Genomic DNA, 18,239 nt, shown 5'->3' with positions numbered 1-18,239 from the left:
CTTTAAATAGTAAATTATTCCCCGGTTTCTTCGGTGATTGTTTCTTCCAAGCTTTCTTCTACGATACTGCCTTCTTCGATGACCGGTTCTTCAGCCGATTCCTCGAAGCCGGCATTTCCATCTAGTTCTTCGCCCTGGCCGTCTTGCTCCGTGCTTTCTTCGGAAGAACTCTCTATGTCTGCATCCGGTATCCCCTCAGGTCCATCTGCCATAAGCTGGTTGAATGATTCTTCCGGCGTCTGCAATTGAATGACAATCGGTTCTCTCGGAGCAACTTCTGCTCCCTGCGATAAGCTTTGGCTGACTGCAAACCCTTGGCCGGCAATTTCAAGAGACAATCCGCTCAATGATTGGAACGCAAGCAAATCGCGTTTTGACCAGCCGGTGAAATCAGGCAGCTGCGGCACGCCTTCGGTTTTCAGGATCACTTTTGCGCCTTCGGCCACAGTCTCGCCTTTGGCCGGATACTGGGCAATCACTTTGTCCCCTTTTCCGGCAGGCACTGCTTCAATGCCCTGTTCAGCCAACTGAGTAGTGATGTCTTTCACGGATTTCCCTGTATAATCTTCTACTTTAAACGTTTTGGCTGTTTCGGCATTTTCCGGTTCAATGTTCATGTACTTCAAACCATTCTCCATCACGGAAGTGAAAATCTTCGAAACCGGAATGGAGCCATATTCATCCAAAGGCAGCTGCGGCTGTTGAACGCCGATATAAATCAGCAACTCCGGATTTTCCGCTGGCGCCATGCCCAGGAAGGAATACAGGTAATTATTTCTTCCGACCATATAGCGTCCATCTTCACCAGGAATTTGCGCAGTTCCGGTTTTGCCGGCTACTGTATAATCCTGCAATGCGAATGGCCGTCCCGAACCATGTTCCGAAGTGACCGTTGAAGCAAGAATTTCCCGAACTTTTTTGGCCGTTTCTGCAGAAATCGGATTCCCGGCTTTTTCCGGTTCACTTTTCACGGAAACTTCCCCAGTATCCGGGTTTTTAATTTGATCAATTACGTAAGGCTTCATCATCGTCCCATCGTTCGCAATGGCCGAAGCTGCCTGAATCATTTGGATCGGCGTGACGGTAGATCCTTGTCCAAAAGCAGTCGTCAGGCGCTCTACAGGGAAATTATTCAGTATAGTGCCAGACGATTCATTCGGAAGGTCGATCCCGGTTTTTTTGCCAAAACCGAATGCATCAACGTATTTCATGAAGTTTTCCGGTCCGATGCGTTCAAGCAAATAAGCCATGGATACGTTAGAGGAGCGTTGGAAACCTTCCAAGAACGTTATGCTCCCCCACCCTCTCCTACCGTTATGGTCACCGATGGTCGTCCCAAACAGCGTATAAGATCCTGAATTGTAATATGCATTGGGATCCCATTTTCCTTCCTGGATCGCCGATGCCAAAGTAAACATCTTCATTGGCGAGCCCGGTTCAATCGTCAATTCGATGCTCTCGTTTAGCCAATTGTCTGAAAGGCCCTCACGCGTATTAGGATTGAAAGTTGGACGCTGCGTCATAGCTAAAATTTCACCGGTTTTAGGATCCGCAATAACCGCAATCATCCTTGTAGGCGAATATTCTTCCTGTACATTATTCATTGCATCTTCCAAAAAGTTCTGCAATGTTTTATCCAAAGTTAACTGCAAATTTGAACCATCTATGGCCGGGGTTACAATCGAATCGCTATTTGGCAGCAAGTACCCCCATTTATCCGTATCAAACTCCATTTTGCCGTTCTTTCCAGTTAACACCTCATCATGAATGGCTTCAAGCCCCATTTTTCCTTTTGTTACGATTTGCCCATCTTCCAATTCTTCTTTCAGCGCAAAACCGATCAAGTGAGAGGCGAAACTGCCATTGGGATAGAGCCGCTTCAAATCTCGCACAAATAAGATGCCTGGAAGGTCTTCTTCTTTTATTTCCATCATTTTCGTATGGCTGATTTCCCGTCCGGCAGAACCGAATTCAACCTGGTACCGGTCTTTTTCAATTCCGGCCTCTAAAATCTTTACTATTTCACTTTCTTCCATGTCCAAGTATTTGGAGAGAACCTGTGCAGTCATTTCAGGGTCAACGACGTGATTTGGGTCTTCCGGATTTTGCGTAGCGGACTCTTCGATCACAGCCACAAGTTTATAGGACAGTGTATCTTCCGCAATCACTTCTCCGTTGCGGTCGAGTATTTTTCCGCGTTCGGCGGAAAGTACTTCTTCCTGGCTGTACTTGGCTGCTGCTTTGGCAGCCAGCTCCTGGCCTTCAACAGATCCTGTTGCCTGAATAGTAACAATTCTCAGCGCCAAAATGAAAAAGAGCCCTGCAAAAATCAAAAACAGCAGAAAGGCTCCCCATTGAAATCGAAACTTTTTTTTCATTGCCCAGGCACTACCTTTACATTTTGCTCATTTAATTTAAGGCCAGATTCTTTTGCTTTTGACCAAATGCGCTCATATGTAGAAAGTTCACTGACTTGCACAGACAAATCTGTATTTTGTTTCACTTTTTCATCGATTGATTGTTCAATTGTTTGAATTTCTTGAGTAGATGCCTGAATTTCCGATTGATTCTGTAAAATCATCAATGCACAAAAGACAAAGGCCGCCAAGAAAGACAAATAAAGGACTTTCTCGCCTTTTGTGATTAAACTTTGTTTTTTGACCGGCTGCCGACTCGGGTTTTGAGGAACGGCCGGCTGTTGTATGTATGCTTCTTTTCTAGCACTCAACGCCATTTGAACACGCCCTTATTCTCTGATTTTTTCTGCTATCCGCAATTTCGCTGATCGCGAACGGTTATTTTGCTCTAATTCTTCTTCTGATGGCAAGATCGGTTTTCGGGTAATGAGCTTCAGCATCGGTTCCATGCCATCCGGGATAACCGGTAAATTCGGCGGCAGTTCCGGAAGTGATGAAGCTTCCTTGAATATCGTCTTGCACAAACGGTCTTCTAACGAATGGAATGTGATGACACTGATCCGGCCGCCTACTGCAAGCAACTCTAACGCATGCTGTAAGGATACTTCGGCTGCTCCGAGTTCATCGTTTACGGCAATGCGGATTGCTTGGAATACGCGTTTTGCCGGATGGCCGCCTTTCCGCCTTGCAAAAGCCGGAATTCCGTCTTTGATGCACTCCACTAGTTGCCCTGTCGTTTCAATCGGTTCGGTTTCCCTGGCCGCTTCGATTTTTCGGGCAATTTGCTTGGAAAACTTCTCTTCGCCGTAGCGGTAGAAAATGCGGACTAAGTCTTCATACGGCCATTCATTGACCACATGGTAAGCACTTAAGTGGGCTGATTGGTCCATCCGCATATCGAGCGGTGCATCGTTATGGTAACTGAATCCCCTTTCAGGAGTATCCAATTGGGGAGAAGAAACCCCTAAGTCATAAAGAATGCCATCGACTTTTTCGATTCCGCGCATTTCCAATTCTTCTTTTATCAATTTAAAATTCGCATGGATGAAAGTGATCCGGTGCAGATAATCTGCCAGTTTTTCTTTTGCATGCTCAATCGCTGTCGCGTCTTGGTCAAAACAAAACAAATGCCCTTCATCTGATAATTGCTTTACTAAATACTCACTGTGCCCTGCTCCGCCTAGCGTGCAGTCCACATAAATGCCATCAGGACGAATGTTCAGTCCATCGACAGTCTCTTGGAGTAAAACCGTGGTGTGGTTGAACAATCCATTCCCCCCGTTCAATTTTTAAAAATCAAAGTCTGCTAAATTCTCTGCAATATCATTAAATGAATCTTCTGATGCTGTAAAGTATTCTTCCCATGCATCTTTCGCCCAAATTTCAAAGCGGTTCGACACTCCGAGTATTATGCATTCTTTGTCCAATTTTGCGTATGTTAGCAATGTTGAAGGGATATTGACGCGCCCTTGTTTATCGAGTTCAACTTCAGATGCACCCGAGAAAAAGAATCGTGTAAAAGCACGTGCGTCTTTTTTAGTGACCGGCAGCTCTTTCAGCTTTTCTTCGATCTTTTGCCATTCATCCATTGTGTAACCAAATAAGCATTGATCCAGGCCACGGGTAATTACAAAACTTTCGCCTAGCTGCTCGCGAAACTTTGCAGGCACGATTAAACGTCCCTTTGCATCAACGCTATGTTGATATTCTCCCATGAACATGCCCGTCACCCCACTTATTGATTTTAATGTACCACAATCCCCCACTTCTCACCACTTGTTTTTGAAATATTTCACGTTTGTTACAAAAATAAATCTCAGTTCTACTTCTTGAGACAAAAAAAGCCTGCCGAGGCAGACTTTTTTAGCTTACATATAGATGATTTTGTGATTTTTGTCATATTTCAAATCCAGCTTTAGCATGTCCTGGACGAGCGTTTTTCCGTATTCATTCATATATAGGAAGGGACTATATACTCGTTCTTGCAGACTATTATTTGGAATTAACTCATTCTCCAGCGTTTCAAAATGGGTAAATTGCGTGCTGTTTTGAAGCATCACTTCATCTTCCAATTTGTTTTTCAAAAAATCCAATTGCTTTAAATGGATTTTCAAGTTCTTTTCCACAATAGGCGTTAGCCCTTTACTTATGGATGAAAACTTTTCTTGAATAGCTTCATAGTCTGCCTGAAGCTTCGTTTTCAATTCTTCCACCATTTCTTCGGCATCTTTATCGCGAATCGAGTCCATCAACTGGATTTTCAGTTGGCTGACTTTCCGGTCATTGACGACTCCCTCGAAGTCCAGTCCGTATTTCTCCATTAAACTTTGCACTTGGCGATTTACAAGCGTCATGCCAAGACGAGGCAAGATAATCGGCAATTCCATGCCCATCAGCTTGAATGCCTCTTTTAAAGCTGCCCAATAGGAAATTTCGCCGGGGCCTCCAACAAAGGCCAGTACCGGGAAGACCATTTCTTGCATCAGGGGTCTTGTCACCACATTATTGCTTAACCGTTCCGGATTGTTTGCCGCAATTTCTTTCAGTTCTTCAGCCGTAAAAGAAACCGCTCCGTTATTGCCGGTAAAGCTGCCTTCGCTTCTTTGCAAGAGAATGCGTTCACCTTGCACAGTAATAAAGAGATTGGCTGCATCCGCTTCCGCTTCAATGGCAGCCGAGTAGCCTTGTGCAACCAGAGATTGCTCCGTCCGGTGAACCGCCGCTGCAATGGCTTCCGACTTTTCGATCATTTCGAGGAAATAAGAAGATTCATAGTGGCGCAATTCCGGAAACGCAGCGTCAATGAACAGCAAACCTTCTTCCTGGAAAAAGTAATGGATAAAAGCAGAAAAGAAATCCGTAAATGAATCCGATGCCTCCAAAAAGCGGAAAGCCATTTGATGTAATTCTTTCGAGTGTGCCGTTTCGGGCATGCTGCGGAAATATTCTTCCAAAAACTCCGTGATTTTCTTTTTGTTTATTTTTGCAGCAGAAGCGGAGCTTTTTCCGTATTCCACGTGCGGAAAGTTCAATTTATCTACCCGTCCATTGACTTCGCGGTACAAATGGCTGATTTCTGATAAATCATGGTCTTCTCCGGCAATCCAGAATACAGGGACCACCTTTTGATTGAGCCGGTCGCTTGCTTCTTTCGCCAGGACAATAACCGAAATCGCTTTATGCACGGTATAGAGCGGCCCCGTCAAAAGGCCGGCTTGCTGCCCGGTCACAACGACAGGCGCCCCATTTTCAAACGCCTGCAAATGCTCGGCTGCTTTTCCAGAAATGCCGTGGCGGCCCATATAATTCCTTAAAATCGAACTGAGCCGCAGCCGGTCTACCGGATGTTCCTTAAGGGCTTCCATGCGTTCAGCGAACTTTTCCAAGGCCGGTTCATAGGAAAAATAGTCGTAAATTCCGTTCTCGCCATTTATGTAATCATTCATTAATTTATTTGCCGGTGCGGCATATTGTTCTTCAAGCCTCATGAAAAAAAGTCCCCTTTTCCCTATACATTCAAACTTACTATATCAAAAGGCAGTAAGAAATAAAAAAAATCAGCTTCATATCCTAAAAAAATGCAAAAGCGAAAGAACAATCCCGACGGCCCAGATCGAACTATAGGCAAGAGCAAGAAGCACGAAGTACATGCGCCACGTTTGCCGAATGTATCTTAAGATTTCAATTTCCTTTGTCTGCCGCCATTCGATGACAAGCAAAACGATCGCGATCAGGATCGCAATCAAATAGACGAGAGCCGTGATGTCAATCTGCCAAATCGCTTTGATCGATACAGGCACTGAAAAGAACAGCAAAAAAGTAGTTAAATCAGCAGCAAGGCCGATTGATTGGTATTTCATTTTTTTGCGGGCAATCAGCACCACTAGAAGAAAGGCAATAAATGGCGCAAAGATCAAGACTGCCCCTATCGTGTATAGAATATCCATCGCTTATACCTCAGTCGCTTTTAATAGATTATATAAGGTTTTCAATAAGGGCAGTTCAAGTTTTGAACGCCGCATTGTATACAGCAAGATCGTATCAAGTTCCATTTTCCTTTTGGCCAATTTATCAGCCAGCATGGAGGACGTATTCGTCGATGTCGAAGCGCATAAAGCCGTCACTTCCTCAAAGGGAAGCAATTTTTCGATTTCAGGAAATGCAAGATACAATTCCGTGTAAAGATTTTTCAGCAATTCATAGGCATGATAATTCGTCAGCAATTCGCCATTTTTAATTTCCATCAAAGCGGTCAAGGGATTGATCAAACAATTCAGCAGCACTTTGCGGAATAAGAGCTGGTCGGCATTTTCCACCCATCCGCTTTGAAAACCCTGGATGCCGGCTAAAGGCTTGAATGTGGTGGCTGCTCCTCGCGCCAGCGCAAATTTCACCGTTCCCAGCCCTGTATGCTTTATTTCTGTCGGTCCCACTTTTAACGCACCATGTTCGACGCTGCCTAAAGCGATTTGCTGATGCGGCATCTCTTCGATCAACTCCAGGTGCAGCATGCCGTTTTGAAGGAAAATAAGCGGGTTGTCCGGACATTCACGGCTGATCACCGGCACCAGTTCTAAAAGCGCATCATACTTCACGGCCAATAAAATATAAGTGTCCGGTGATATCAGTTGAAATTCTGTTATGGCGGGTATCCGATACAGCTTATGGTCTTTCAAAATGCCTACTGTTTCAATTTCTTTTGCTTGCTTTTCAGTTTTTGGCATTAACAGAACTTCTTCTCCCGCGTCTTTTAACAGACAAGCCATGAGCATGCCGATTGCTCCAGCGCCTACCACTGCAAATTCCATCCGATTCCCTCCCCTATCCAAACCGATTATGACTCTCTCAAAAAAGAAGCCTGCCTAATAAAGGCAGACTCCAGGATATTTTCATTATACAGGATTAATCGCGTGTTTTCGATATGGCAGCGGCAAATCTTTTGTTTCATAAAAAGATAGGCGCTGTGAAAGCACATTTCGCAATTGGCTTGGCGCGATAATTTCATCGATAATCATTTCTGAAGCCAGCTTATAAATATCGATTTCTTCTTTATATTCCTGATGCTTCTCTTGAACAAACTTCAACCGTTCTTTTGGATCTTCAATTGCCTCGATTTTATTCGAGTAGACGGCATTGACGGCTGCTTCGGGTCCCATGACGGCAATTTGGGCCGTCGGAAGTGCAATGCAGACATCCGGTTCAAAAGCCGGGCCGGCCATCGCATAAAGTCCTGCGCCGTAAGCTTTCCGGACAATGACGGAAATTTTCGGCACAGTGGCAGAACTCATCGCTGCAATAAATTTGGCGCCATGGCGGATAATGCCTGCCCGCTCCACTTTCGTGCCGATCATAAATCCAGGAACGTCTGCAAGGAACAATAAGGGAATGGAAAAAGCGTCGCACAGATTGATGAATTTCGCACCTTTGTCAGCTGAATCGCCGAACAAGACGCCGCCTTTGACTTTCGGCTGGTTCGCTAAAATTCCGACGGCTTGCCCGTCAATGCGGGCAAGCCCTGTAATCAATTCACCGGCGAACAGCTTTTTGATATCGAAGAAACTGCCTTCATCGACTAATTGATCGATCAATTCATACATATCAAAAGGCGCATTCTGGTTTTCCGGAATGATCGCTTCTAGTGAACGGCCAGCCTTTTGGGCTTTTGATTCGATTCTTTCCGGCTTCACAGCGAAATTCGCAGGGAAGAATTGCAGGTAGCGGCGGGCTTCTGAAATCGCTTCTTCTTCCGTCGAAACCAATACATCGCCCACTCCGCTGACGGTGCAGTGCATGCGGGCACCGCCCATTTCCTCCAGCGTCACTTTTTCGCCGATTACTTTTTCCGCCATACGCGGCGACCCCAAATACATGGAAGCATTGCCTTCCACCATGATGACAATGTCACAAAATGCCGGTATGTACGCGCCGCCTGCTGCTGATGGGCCGAATAGGAGGCAAACTTGCGGCACCATGCCAGACATTCTGACCTGGTTATGGAAGATCCGCCCAGCGCCTCTGCGGTTCGGGAACATCGCGAGTTGGTCGGTAATGCGGGCGCCTGCCGAATCGACTAAATACAGCATCGGCACTTGCATCTTCTCTGCTGTCTCTTGGATGCGGATGATTTTCTCAACCGTTCTGAAACCCCATGAACCGGCTTTTACCGTCGAATCATTGGCCATGACACAAACTGTTTCGCCGTTCACTTTGCCGATTGCTGTTACAACGCCATCGGCTGGAAGGTCTCCCGCTTCCACATTGGCAAAGCGTCCGTCTTCAACATAATTTCCATCGTCAAATAGGAGTCGAAGGCGGTCGCGCACAAATAATTTATTGCTTTCCTTCATTTTTTCATGGTATTTTTGCTGCCCCCCAGCAAAAATCGTCGCCAGTTTCTGTTCTAAACGTTCGTTATACCCCGTCGTTTCGGTGGTTTTTGTCATTTCTGCATCCCCTTTGCATGGAAATCCGTTGTTATTCGCCGAATGTGATTAACGTATCTTCTTCATTGACAAAGCCGCCGACTTCAACGTGGATTTTTTCCACTTTGCCGCCCGCTTCCGCTTCGACTGGAATTTCCATTTTCATGGATTCCAACGTTAAAATTGCTTGCCCTGCCGATACGGCATCCCCTTCTGCTACCAAAATGTTTAATACGGTCCCTGCCATCGATGCTTTTACTTCTTTCATAATCCCGATTCCTCCTTTGATTTTTCCATCCAATTTGATAATGTCGATGTTGCATAGTCTCCCGAAACGAATTCCGGAGATTCAATAAATTCGTGGAACAACGGGATGTTCGTCTTCACTCCCGCTATTGTAGCATGATTGAAAAAATTCTGTGATTTGCGGAGCGCATCAATCCGGTCTTCTCCCGTTACAATGATTTTGGAAATCATCGGATCGTAGAACGGCGTTACTGCATTGCCTTGTTCGTAGCCCGATTCAATGCGGGCATCTTGCCCCCAAATGATTTTTTCAAGCGTTCCGGGCGACGGGAAGAACGTCTTCGGATCTTCTGCATAAATCCGGTATTCAATCGCATGGCCAGCCGATTCAATTTCAGTTTGTGCAGGCAGCTCTTCTCCGTTAGAGACTTTCAACTGCCATTCCACCAGGTCAAGCCCGGTTACTTGTTCCGTTACCGGATGCTCGACTTGAAGCCTTGTGTTCATTTCCAGGAAATAGAACTCATTATTTTCATCCACAATAAATTCTACCGTGCCTGCATTTGTGTAAGCGACCGCTTTGGCTGCCTGTACGGCTGCTTCGCAAAGCTTTTCCCTAACATCCTGCGGCAAATTCGGCGAAGGCGACTCTTCAATCACTTTCTGGTTGCGGCGCTGAACAGAGCAATTCCGTTCAAAAAGATGGATGATATTGCCATGCTGGTCTCCAAAAATTTGAACTTCGATATGGCGGGCATTCGGCAAGAACTTCTCCAAGAAAACGATGTCATCGCCAAAATAGGCTTTCGCACGATTTTTCACCGATACAAACTGTTGACTGAGCGCTTGCTCACTATCACAGCGCACCATGCCAATGCCTCCGCCTCCGGCACTAGCCTTCAGCATAACAGGATAGCCGATGGCTTCCGCTTCTTTGATTGCCTCTTCTAAAGTGGCTACGCCGTTTTCTGTCCCAGGCACTACTGGAACATTGGCCTCAATCATCGTTCTGCGCGATTCGATTTTATCGCCCATTTTTTCGATTATATCAGCGGCTGGACCGATGAAAATCAATCCCGCTTCTTCGACTTTGCGCGCAAACTCCGCATTTTCGGACAATAGGCCGTATCCGGGATGGATAGCCGATGCGCCGTGCGCTTTTGCTGCTTCAATAATTTTGTCCCCTTGCAAATAGGATTGGACAACCGGATTCGGCCCAATCAATACATGTTCCGTTGCTTCACTCACGTAAGGCAGATCCCCATCAGCCTCAGAGTGGATAGCAACCGTTTGGATCCCCAGCTTATTGCACGTGCGAATAATTCGGCGTGCAATTTCGCCGCGGTTGGCAATCAGGATTTTATTCATATAAGAAATACCCCCTGTGTTTTTCTCCCTTCTCTAGCATATACGAAATTTGTAAGCGATTTCAACTATTCTTATAAAAATTATCATTTCGGAGTTTCACGGAAACTTTGCTAAGAATTGAAAACAACGTTAAAGCCATACTGAGATTCCAGTATGGCTTTAACGTTGCTTTATTTATTTCTTTTTATTTAAGAACCTTTCGACCGCATCGTGGTGGGCATCTGCTTCCCACAATTCTGCACACAAGCGGATTTCTTCGCTTACACGATCTTTTAAATGAGAACTTTGCCATTTGCGGATGGCAATTTCTTTATAGGCCCGGTGAACTTCCGGACGTATCTTTTTCATCGATTGGAAAAAGGCTTCTACATCGGCCTCGGATTCCACCACTTTAGTGGCCCAGCCGTTTTCAAGCAATTCCTGAGCTGTATAGACTCTCGCTTCACTCAGCATTTTCAGCGCTTGGGCATGCGGCATGGTTTCCATTGCATACGTGCCGCCGCCCCAGCCGCTTGTAATGGCGAGCGTCCCTTGGATAAAGCCGCATTTTACATGGCTTAGGACTAGGCGGTAATCGCAGGCAGTAGCGATTTCACAGCCGCCGCCGACGGCCATGCCGTTGACCAGCGCGACCACCGGAACCGGTAAGGTCTTTATTCGATAGAGAACGTCGCCCATTTTTTTCAGCATAGGATAGGCTTCATTCCGCGTACGCAAATGCTGATAAACGGACAGGTCGCCGCCGGAACAAAAAGCTTGTTCCCCTGAAGCGGTGATAATGACAAACTGCGGGTCATGGTTATGTACTTGCGCGACTAATTCTTCAAGGCCTTGGATCACTTCATCATTGATAGCGTTTCGGATATGGGGACGATCGATGGTAAAAGTCAATATGCCACCTGACAAATCTATTTTATAAGACATCAAACCACTCCTTTTAAATCCAGATAGAGAAAAAGGCTATCGAGAGCCATGGCCTCTCAATAGCCTTTTAGCAGCAAATACTGGTTTATTTGCTTGCTACAACTTCTTTCCCTTTGTATGATCCACATGCTTTGCAGACGTGGTGAGCCAATTTCGATTCGCCACAGCTAGGGCAAGTTACCATGCCCGGCACTGACAATTTGAAATGAGTACGGCGTTTTCTTTTAACGGTTTTGGACGTTCTTCTGAACGGTACAGCCATTGGTGACACCTCCTTACAATGATTCTATTCATCTGACTGATCAAAATACTTTGCTAAATCAGCAAGTCTTGGATCCGGTTTTGGTGGTGCTTCTGCTTTCTCGGCTTCCACTTGCTCATCCGTTGAATACGACCAGTCATTGCCGCCAGTTATAACGGCTTCGTCGGCGTCTTCCTTAAAGACTTGCATCGGTATCTCAAGCAAAATAAGCTCTTCCAGGATCGGCTGAAGATCGATTGTTTCAGCGTCTACAAAGTGAACATTATCTTCCCTGCTTTCCCGGTCTTTTTCAGACCAAGAAAAAATTTCAACCGATTCCACGTCAATCGGGAATTCAACGTCTTCCCAAGTTCGTGCACAAGGCAAGATCAACTTGCCTTCGAGATGGAGCTGGCACGTTATTTGCTGCGAACCAACTGTACAATGACCGGTGACATGCATAGGAGAAACATCACGAATATCACTATTGCGATCTTTCACTGCATCTAATCGGATTGTTTCGTCGATTGGCATTCCGTCTTTGCGAAACTTTTGAAGCTGTTGAATCGCCATTTTCATAAGTATCACCTCTAAGACAACAAAGTTGATTATATAATGTACAGAAAAAGATGTCAAGATAAAATCTTGTCAGGGGTTTCTAAACATCGGTATACTGTAGATTAAGTTTACCAAAGGGGAGAGCCAAATGAAAGCTACAGGTATTATTGTTGAATACAATCCATTTCATAACGGACATCTTTACCATGCAGAACAAGCCAGAAAAAAATCCGGCGCTGATGTCGTCATCGCTGTCATGAGCGGACAATTTCTCCAGCGCGGCGAGCCGGCTTTTGCCGATAAATGGACACGTTGCGAAATGGCGCTCCAAAATGGCGTCGACGTGGTTATTGAACTTCCTTACGTCTACGCTACAGGGCAGGCTTCCGATTTTGCAAAAGGCGCCATCCATCTATTAGAAGCCATCGGCAGCGAATCTTTCTGTTTCGGCAGCGAGCAAGGCGCTATCGAACCTTTCTTAAATTCCTATGCCTTATTAACCGCTCACCGCGCTGAATATGAACGTCTGATCCATGAAGCTGTCCAAACGGGCATCAGCTATCCAAAAGCTCTAAACAACGCTTATAAAGCTATTACAGGCTCGGATGCGGGATTCGCTGATTTATCTCAGCCCAATAACATTCTGGGCTACCATTACATAGAAGCGGCGAAAAACAACGGGTTCGCGATTCGTCCGTTGACCATCCAGCGGATTGCCGCCAACTACCATGATCCGGTCAATAAAGATTTGACGATTGCCAGCGCAACAGGCATCCGAAAAGCATTTTTTGAGGAGGGGTCGCTCGAAGAGCTTTCCCGTTTTATGCCAGCTGCTTCCATCCACTCCCTTGTTTCATTTCATGAACTTCATGGCAGGTTTGGCAGCTGGGAATTATTTTATCCCATGCTTCGCACGATTATTCTCCGGGAACGGCCGGAAAATCTGAAACGGTTTGCTGAAGTGACGGAAGGCATAGAAAATCTCATTTTCGAAGCTGCAAAGAAAGAAGCTTATTTCGAACCTTTCATTGCGCGCATCAAGTCCAAACGCTTTACAAGAACACGCGTTCAGCGGATGCTTACCCATATTTATACGGGCTTTACTTGGGAACAACTGCGATCTTTTGAAAAACCGGCGTATCTTCGTTTGCTGGGCATGACAGAAACCGGCCGGCACTATCTCAATGCACAAAAAAAGAATATCGAACTTCCCCTTGTCAGCCGCGCCGCTGAACTCAACGACGCGATGGGAGGACTCGATATCCATGCAAGCTACATGTACTTGTCAGGCATGGGAATTTCCGACCTTCAAAAGGAATACTCCACTCCGCCTTTCTACTTAGCGTCTAAACCCGCTAAATAATCGAGCGCATCGTTAACGTTTTGAACCGGAACAATTTCCATGTCTGACTTGATTTTTTCAGCCGTTTCTACTGCTACATCGTAATTCGTTTCATCTATGCCTTCGGCTTCATCATCCGGAGCGAAGAAAATTTCGATTCCTTCATTGTCGGCAGCGATGATTTTCTGGTCGATGCCGCCAATTCTTCCTACACTTCCGTCACTGGACATCGTGCCAGTGCCTGCTACGTTGTAGCCTTTCGTAATATCCTCATCCAACAATTGATTAATGATTTCCAACGTGAACATCAAACCGGCAGAAGGGCCGCCGATGGAATCGGAATCAATTTCCACTTTCGGGGTTGTCATAATATCTTTATTTTCTACAAAAGAGATGCCAAGGCCAATACGTTCGGGTTCACTCGGCAGCGGAGCCAGTTCGATTTCATTGGTGATCTTCCGGTCGTCGCGTTCATAGACAACTTCTACAGATTCACCTTCTTTTTTGCTCGAAATGTAATCGACAAAATCCTGCTGGGCAGAAAATTCATTGCCGTCTATAGAAAGCACCTGATCTCCGGCCTGCAAAGTCCCATCTGCTGCTCCGCCTTCCAGCACATTCAAAACGAATACGCCATTATTGGTCACCTCGTAAGGCAGTTCCGCTTGTTCAAAAGCTACTTGCAAAGCGTTGATTTGGGAATCCGACATCAGCTTGAGTTGGCGGACGTTGTATTCCTCGTCACTTTCATGCGGGCTTCTGACTTCTTCCGGCTTTAAAATCTTATAGCCGTCTTTCACTTTGGCATATAAATAGAGGGAAGGTGTCGCATTCAACATGGAAACCGTCATCAGGCTCAATGTCCCTTCGTCATCTTCATCTCCCCCTTCAACTTTCACAAGAGGGCTCAATTCGTAAGCACCGCCTGGCCGAGTGATATACAAGTCTAAGCGGTACGTTGAAACGAAAATAGCCAGTGCGGCTACAATTACTACCATAATCAGTTTTTTATTTTTCATACGCTGCTCCTTCCTTTTTAGCAGCCCAATTACAAAAAGCCACGCAAAACGTGACTTAAATGAATTTCTGCTTTAATGCTTCTTCTACCGCTGCCGGCACTAATCCACTGATATTTCCGCCGTATTTCGCTACTTCTTTGACAATGCTCGAACTTAGGAACGAGTATTGGTTATTGGAAATCATAAATAAGGTTTCGATGTTTTCATTCAAGAACCGGTTCATGGAAGTGATTTGCATTTCGTATTCGAAATCCGATACGGCTCGCAGCCCCCGGACGATAGCGTTTGCTTTCACTTCAATGGAATAATCGATCAACAGCCCCGCAAATGACTCGACTTGCACATTCGGAATCGATTGGGTAACTTCCGAAATCAACCCGATTCGTTCCTCGACATTGAAAAGCGGGTTTTTCGACGAATTGTTCATGACCACCACTTTAACTTCATCGAAAATAGTGGAAGCCCTCTTAATAATGTCTAAATGCCCCATTGTAATCGGGTCGAAACTTCCTGGCACAACTGCAATTTTACTCAATCTCTTCTCCCTCTTCCCCTTTGAAACGGTAAATTGAAATGATGGTGCTGCCATAAGGCTCATGCTTGAACCGTTCAAAATACTTAGTCTCTGCACCGAGCGCCACTTCTTTGGCGTGTTCGCAGACTACAATGGAATCTTCCGTCATAATCCCGATCTCTGCAGCTTTGTCCATTAATTCATAGGACGCTTCCATATGATAAGGCGGATCCAAAAACAGCAATCTAGCTTGGATGCCGTTTTTCTTCATCGCCTTAATGGCTCGTTCCGCTTCCACTTTATAGACTTCTGCCCGCTCTTGCAACTTTGTCTTCGCAAGATTTGCGCGGATGGTCTCAATCGCTTTCCGGTCTTTATCGGTAAAAATAACCCGGTCAATGCCACGGCTTAGCGCTTCAATGCCAAGGCCGCCGCTTCCTGCAAACAGATCCACTGCAATTCCGCCGTCAAAAAACGGCCCGATCATATTGAAGACGGATTCTTTCACTTTATCTGTAGTGGGCCTTGTCGAAGTCCCAGGCACCGCTTTCAATGGCAGCCCTTTTGCTGTTCCTGCTACAACACGCATACTATCGCCTCTTATTTGCTAAATTTCTTCTGGATAAGTTTTTTGGTAATGGTAAAATGGATTTTGGAAAGGACGTGATCTCATGATCCAACGTTTTATCGAACTTGGAGAAGGTTACGGAGATATATACGAACTCCGGGAACTGATCGCCACAAATTCACACCGTTTTCTTCATGGATTCGTATTTGCCTCCAAAGACAAGGAAGGCAAACCGGTTCTCTCGATTGCCGCTGCTTTTAAACCTGCAGAAGAAGGCAATTTCATGCCCATCTACCTTTGCCGCGAAGGAATTCCAGAGGACTCCAAACGCCTGGCTATTTTTCAGGAGGCTGTAGAAAAACAAGGCCATACACCCATAAAAATGGAAGTTAAACATTCTTCCGTTTATGTGGACAAAACCATGTACTTCAGCCACTTGATTGCCATTTTGCGGTTAAACCATTATATTCCGCCGATGCAATAATCAAAGTCCGATCTTATAGTCGTATTCTTTCGCTTTATCGGGCTTGGCATTTTCATACTCAGTTTTAATGAATGGCCGATAGGATTCAAGCACTTGCTTGACATAAGGAAGCTTCGATAATTTAGCTTTGGTCGCTTCAATCGCTTCCTGGTCCATATAAAGTACGACATACTTCAGCTTTCTCGAAATAAAGTGAACATGTCCGAATTTGCGCAATGATTTAGCTTGTTTCAAATGATGCACGTAGACAATGAGGCCTTGACGATCTCGCATAAATTCCCCTCTTTTCTACCGATTTAACGGCATATCAATCCCGCACCCCGAAAAGTTCGGAGGCCAATGGAACATAATTCTCTGGCCTTTTCAGCACACGCTAAAGCTAAACATGAATATGCTCGTGTGCAGACTCTTTGCATTTAGTTTAGGATACCATAGGAAAGAAAAATGCCGCAACCAAACAAATCCAGCATTGCCGCTTCAAATCCATCAAAAAACTGTATGCAGACCCCAACTTTTTTGAGTGGTGAGAATGAAATGGATTTTTTGGGGTATAGTGAACAAAACGCTATCGGATTAAACTAACAATAAAGTAGTTAATTCGCTATAATGTCTATAGTTATATTTTGAGGGGGTATTACATAAGATGGGGAAGAAAACGAAAATTGGCCTTGCTGCCGTAGCAGTTGGAGCAGCAGCCTGGGCAGGGACAAAAGCAATGGCTAATCCGCAAAAGCGTCCGCAAACTGAAGCTTTGGATTATGGCCAGCCTATCGTATTGGCTCACCGCGGCGGCTGTGGTATCGCCCCTGAGAGTTCGATGGCCGCATTCAAGCAATCTGCGGAATTAGGCGTACAAGGATTTGAAATTGATATCCGATTGACGAAAGATGAAGAAATTCTAGTTTTCCATGACGAATATGTGGACCGTACAACCGACGGAGCAGGCCGCGTAGCGGATATGACGTTGGAAGAACTGCGCGGGTTTGACCTGGGCTATCACTTTATCGATGCCGACGGCCGCCATTCTTATCGTGGAAAAGGCGAGAAAGTCGTATTGCTGAAGGAATTATTCGAGAAATTTCCGCATATGCTCATCAATATTGATATTAAAGATTCGCCAGAAACGTATGAAGGCAGCTTGATCCCTTCGAAGTTATGGCGTTTGATCGAGTCGATGGACGTCCAAAATCGCGTTGTCGTGACCAGTTTCTTCGACGAGCAAATTGACCGGTTTAATTTGTACGCACAAAACCGTGTCGCAATTGGAGCTGGCGAAAACGAAGTACGCAAAGCGTTCACGGCTTTCAATAGCCAGTTCGGCCATCTTTATCAGCCAAGAGCCGATGTCTTCCAAATTCCGGTTCGATCATCCATGTTCAGACTCGACTCCCAGCGATTTATCTCATTCTTGGAAAACCTGAACGTTTCCGTACATTATTGGACAATCGATGATGCGGAAGAGATGAAAGCCTTGATAGCAGCTGGAGCGAAAGGCATTATTACCCGCCGTCCTGATATTGCAGTCCCGGTTATTGAAGAACTTCAAAACAAATCATAAAAAAACTGTGCAACGAAATCGTTGCACAGTTTTTTTGAGGGCTTAACCGTCTCTTTTGCCGCAAATTAAGCGGAGCAAGAACAGCCGCCGCCAGTGCCGCAGCTTCCTCCACAAGAAGAGCCGGATGAGAAAAAGGGATTGCTTGAAGGGATTTTAACCGCTTCGGATACCGATCTTCCAATGATGAAGCTCACTTGATCCATCAAATCCTGAAGATCGTTTTCCGCAAGCCGCAATTCCGCTATCTGTTCATTCAAATCAAGCCGCCGCTTATCTACGCGGATCTGCTTCATCACCCGTTGATAATCAGGGTGATATTTGCCAAAACGCTGGACTTCTTCATACTGCTCTTTCAATCTTGCAAACGCGTGGATTTCCGCTGCAAGATCTTTATCGCTATAAACGGAATTATAAGCATTTCGGTAAATCTCTGCTTGTTCCGACTGCAAAATCATTTCACTCAACTCTTCGGCAGAGTCAGTTATTTCAACCCATTCATAGGTCATAAACATATTGATTTCCTCCTCTACGCTATCATCATAGCAGAAATCCTGGCATTTTCCTATATTCAGAAACGC

21 protein-coding genes are annotated in these 18,239 nt (G+C 45.4%); 3 read left to right on the top strand and 18 right to left on the bottom strand.

The genetic code is table 11. The features are described from left to right. Positions 1 to 14: 14 nt before the first annotated feature. From MTR82_RS01125 to MTR82_RS01065, 13 genes are all read right to left on the bottom strand, one after another. The gene (locus tag MTR82_RS01125; RefSeq protein WP_246807426.1) at positions 15 to 2,378 is read right to left on the bottom strand and encodes a penicillin-binding protein; all 2,364 of its coding nucleotides are present in this window, start codon (positions 2,376 to 2,378) and stop codon (positions 15 to 17) included. Beyond that, positions 2,375 to 2,734: a cell division protein FtsL gene (ftsL, locus tag MTR82_RS01120; protein WP_052651093.1), complete on the bottom strand. Its 360-nt coding sequence runs from the start codon at positions 2,732 to 2,734 to the stop codon at positions 2,375 to 2,377. Before ftsL ends, MTR82_RS01125 begins: the two co-directional genes overlap by 4 nt. 12 nt (positions 2,735 to 2,746) lie before the next feature. Further along, complete coding sequence (gene rsmH, locus MTR82_RS01115) at positions 2,747 to 3,685, bottom strand: 16S rRNA (cytosine(1402)-N(4))-methyltransferase RsmH (RefSeq protein WP_246807425.1); 939 nt, start codon at positions 3,683 to 3,685, stop codon at positions 2,747 to 2,749. A 21-nt stretch (positions 3,686 to 3,706) separates the two neighbouring features. Beyond that, positions 3,707 to 4,138, bottom strand: a complete 432-nt coding sequence (gene mraZ, locus MTR82_RS01110; protein WP_052651091.1) for a division/cell wall cluster transcriptional repressor MraZ — start codon at positions 4,136 to 4,138, stop codon at positions 3,707 to 3,709. Positions 4,139 to 4,285: 147 nt separating this feature from the next. Continuing rightward, positions 4,286 to 5,905: a bacillithiol biosynthesis cysteine-adding enzyme BshC gene (gene bshC / locus MTR82_RS01105; RefSeq protein WP_246807424.1), complete on the bottom strand. Its 1,620-nt coding sequence runs from the start codon at positions 5,903 to 5,905 to the stop codon at positions 4,286 to 4,288. A gap of 75 nt (positions 5,906 to 5,980) precedes the next feature. Next, on the bottom strand, positions 5,981 to 6,364 hold the full coding sequence (locus tag MTR82_RS01100) for a DUF3397 family protein (protein ID WP_246807423.1): 384 nt from the start codon (positions 6,362 to 6,364) through the stop codon (positions 5,981 to 5,983). Between the two features lie 3 nt (positions 6,365 to 6,367). Beyond that, positions 6,368 to 7,225, bottom strand: coding sequence for a ketopantoate reductase family protein (locus tag MTR82_RS01095; RefSeq protein WP_246807422.1), 858 nt, complete (start codon positions 7,223 to 7,225; stop codon positions 6,368 to 6,370). An 84-nt stretch (positions 7,226 to 7,309) separates the two neighbouring features. After that, complete coding sequence (locus MTR82_RS01090; RefSeq protein WP_052651088.1) at positions 7,310 to 8,860, bottom strand: acyl-CoA carboxylase subunit beta; 1,551 nt, start codon at positions 8,858 to 8,860, stop codon at positions 7,310 to 7,312. 31 nt (positions 8,861 to 8,891) lie between these two features. Then, positions 8,892 to 9,107 carry an acyl-CoA carboxylase biotin carboxyl carrier protein subunit gene (locus MTR82_RS01085; RefSeq protein WP_246807421.1) on the bottom strand — a complete coding sequence of 72 codons (216 nt, stop codon included), beginning with the start codon at positions 9,105 to 9,107 and terminating at the stop codon, positions 8,892 to 8,894. Next, positions 9,104 to 10,453: an acetyl-CoA carboxylase biotin carboxylase subunit gene (locus MTR82_RS01080; RefSeq protein WP_246807420.1), complete on the bottom strand. Its 1,350-nt coding sequence runs from the start codon at positions 10,451 to 10,453 to the stop codon at positions 9,104 to 9,106. The genes MTR82_RS01085 and MTR82_RS01080 overlap by 4 nt, the downstream gene beginning before the upstream one ends. A gap of 174 nt (positions 10,454 to 10,627) precedes the next feature. Further along, a complete protein-coding gene (locus tag MTR82_RS01075; protein ID WP_246807419.1) occupies positions 10,628 to 11,377 on the bottom strand; it encodes an enoyl-CoA hydratase/isomerase family protein in 750 nt (249 codons plus the stop codon). Between the two features lie 85 nt (positions 11,378 to 11,462). Then, positions 11,463 to 11,639 carry a 50S ribosomal protein L32 gene (rpmF, locus tag MTR82_RS01070; RefSeq protein WP_033541041.1) on the bottom strand — a complete coding sequence of 59 codons (177 nt, stop codon included), beginning with the start codon at positions 11,637 to 11,639 and terminating at the stop codon, positions 11,463 to 11,465. Positions 11,640 to 11,663: 24 nt separating this feature from the next. Beyond that, positions 11,664 to 12,197, bottom strand: a complete 534-nt coding sequence (locus tag MTR82_RS01065) for a YceD family protein (RefSeq protein ID WP_246807418.1) — start codon at positions 12,195 to 12,197, stop codon at positions 11,664 to 11,666. Between the two features lie 127 nt (positions 12,198 to 12,324). On the opposite strand from MTR82_RS01065, the gene MTR82_RS01060 reads away from it, so the two are divergent. Then, the gene (locus tag MTR82_RS01060; protein ID WP_246807417.1) at positions 12,325 to 13,539 is read left to right on the top strand and encodes a nucleotidyltransferase; all 1,215 of its coding nucleotides are present in this window, start codon (positions 12,325 to 12,327) and stop codon (positions 13,537 to 13,539) included. Here the strand turns inward: MTR82_RS01060 and MTR82_RS01055 are convergent. The 3 genes from MTR82_RS01055 to rsmD are packed head-to-tail and all read right to left on the bottom strand — an operon-like array spanning position 13,512 to position 15,640. Then, a complete protein-coding gene (locus MTR82_RS01055) occupies positions 13,512 to 14,537 on the bottom strand; it encodes a SepM family pheromone-processing serine protease (protein WP_246807416.1) in 1,026 nt (341 codons plus the stop codon). The two genes, MTR82_RS01060 and MTR82_RS01055, sit on opposite strands and share 28 nt — an antisense overlap. Positions 14,538 to 14,592: 55 nt before the next feature. Continuing rightward, positions 14,593 to 15,072: a pantetheine-phosphate adenylyltransferase gene (gene coaD / locus MTR82_RS01050; protein WP_052651081.1), complete on the bottom strand. Its 480-nt coding sequence runs from the start codon at positions 15,070 to 15,072 to the stop codon at positions 14,593 to 14,595. Beyond that, positions 15,065 to 15,640 carry a 16S rRNA (guanine(966)-N(2))-methyltransferase RsmD gene (gene rsmD, locus MTR82_RS01045; RefSeq protein WP_052651080.1) on the bottom strand — a complete coding sequence of 192 codons (576 nt, stop codon included), beginning with the start codon at positions 15,638 to 15,640 and terminating at the stop codon, positions 15,065 to 15,067. The genes coaD and rsmD overlap by 8 nt, the downstream gene beginning before the upstream one ends. Positions 15,641 to 15,722: 82 nt before the next feature. On the opposite strand from rsmD, the gene MTR82_RS01040 reads away from it, so the two are divergent. After that, positions 15,723 to 16,103, top strand: coding sequence for a DUF7147 family protein (locus MTR82_RS01040; protein ID WP_246807415.1), 381 nt, complete (start codon positions 15,723 to 15,725; stop codon positions 16,101 to 16,103). Here MTR82_RS01040 and MTR82_RS01035 read toward each other — a convergent pair whose 3' ends face one another. Further along, positions 16,104 to 16,376: a YlbG family protein gene (locus MTR82_RS01035; RefSeq protein WP_052651078.1), complete on the bottom strand. Its 273-nt coding sequence runs from the start codon at positions 16,374 to 16,376 to the stop codon at positions 16,104 to 16,106. It lies immediately after the preceding gene. Between the two features lie 370 nt (positions 16,377 to 16,746). Between MTR82_RS01035 and MTR82_RS01030 the strand changes: the two genes are divergently transcribed. After that, entirely contained in the window at positions 16,747 to 17,661 is a 915-nt protein-coding gene (locus MTR82_RS01030) for a glycerophosphodiester phosphodiesterase family protein (RefSeq protein ID WP_246807414.1), read from the top strand. 65 nt (positions 17,662 to 17,726) lie between these two features. Here MTR82_RS01030 and MTR82_RS01025 read toward each other — a convergent pair whose 3' ends face one another. Further along, positions 17,727 to 18,173, bottom strand: coding sequence for a YlbF/YmcA family competence regulator (locus tag MTR82_RS01025; RefSeq protein ID WP_052651076.1), 447 nt, complete (start codon positions 18,171 to 18,173; stop codon positions 17,727 to 17,729). Positions 18,174 to 18,239: the final 66 nt, after the last annotated feature.

Source organism: Planococcus ruber, from assembly GCF_022819085.1.
In the GTDB taxonomy this organism is placed as follows: domain Bacteria; phylum Bacillota; class Bacilli; order Bacillales_A; family Planococcaceae; genus Planococcus; species Planococcus ruber.
This window is presented reverse-complemented; position numbering and strand designations above follow the sequence as displayed.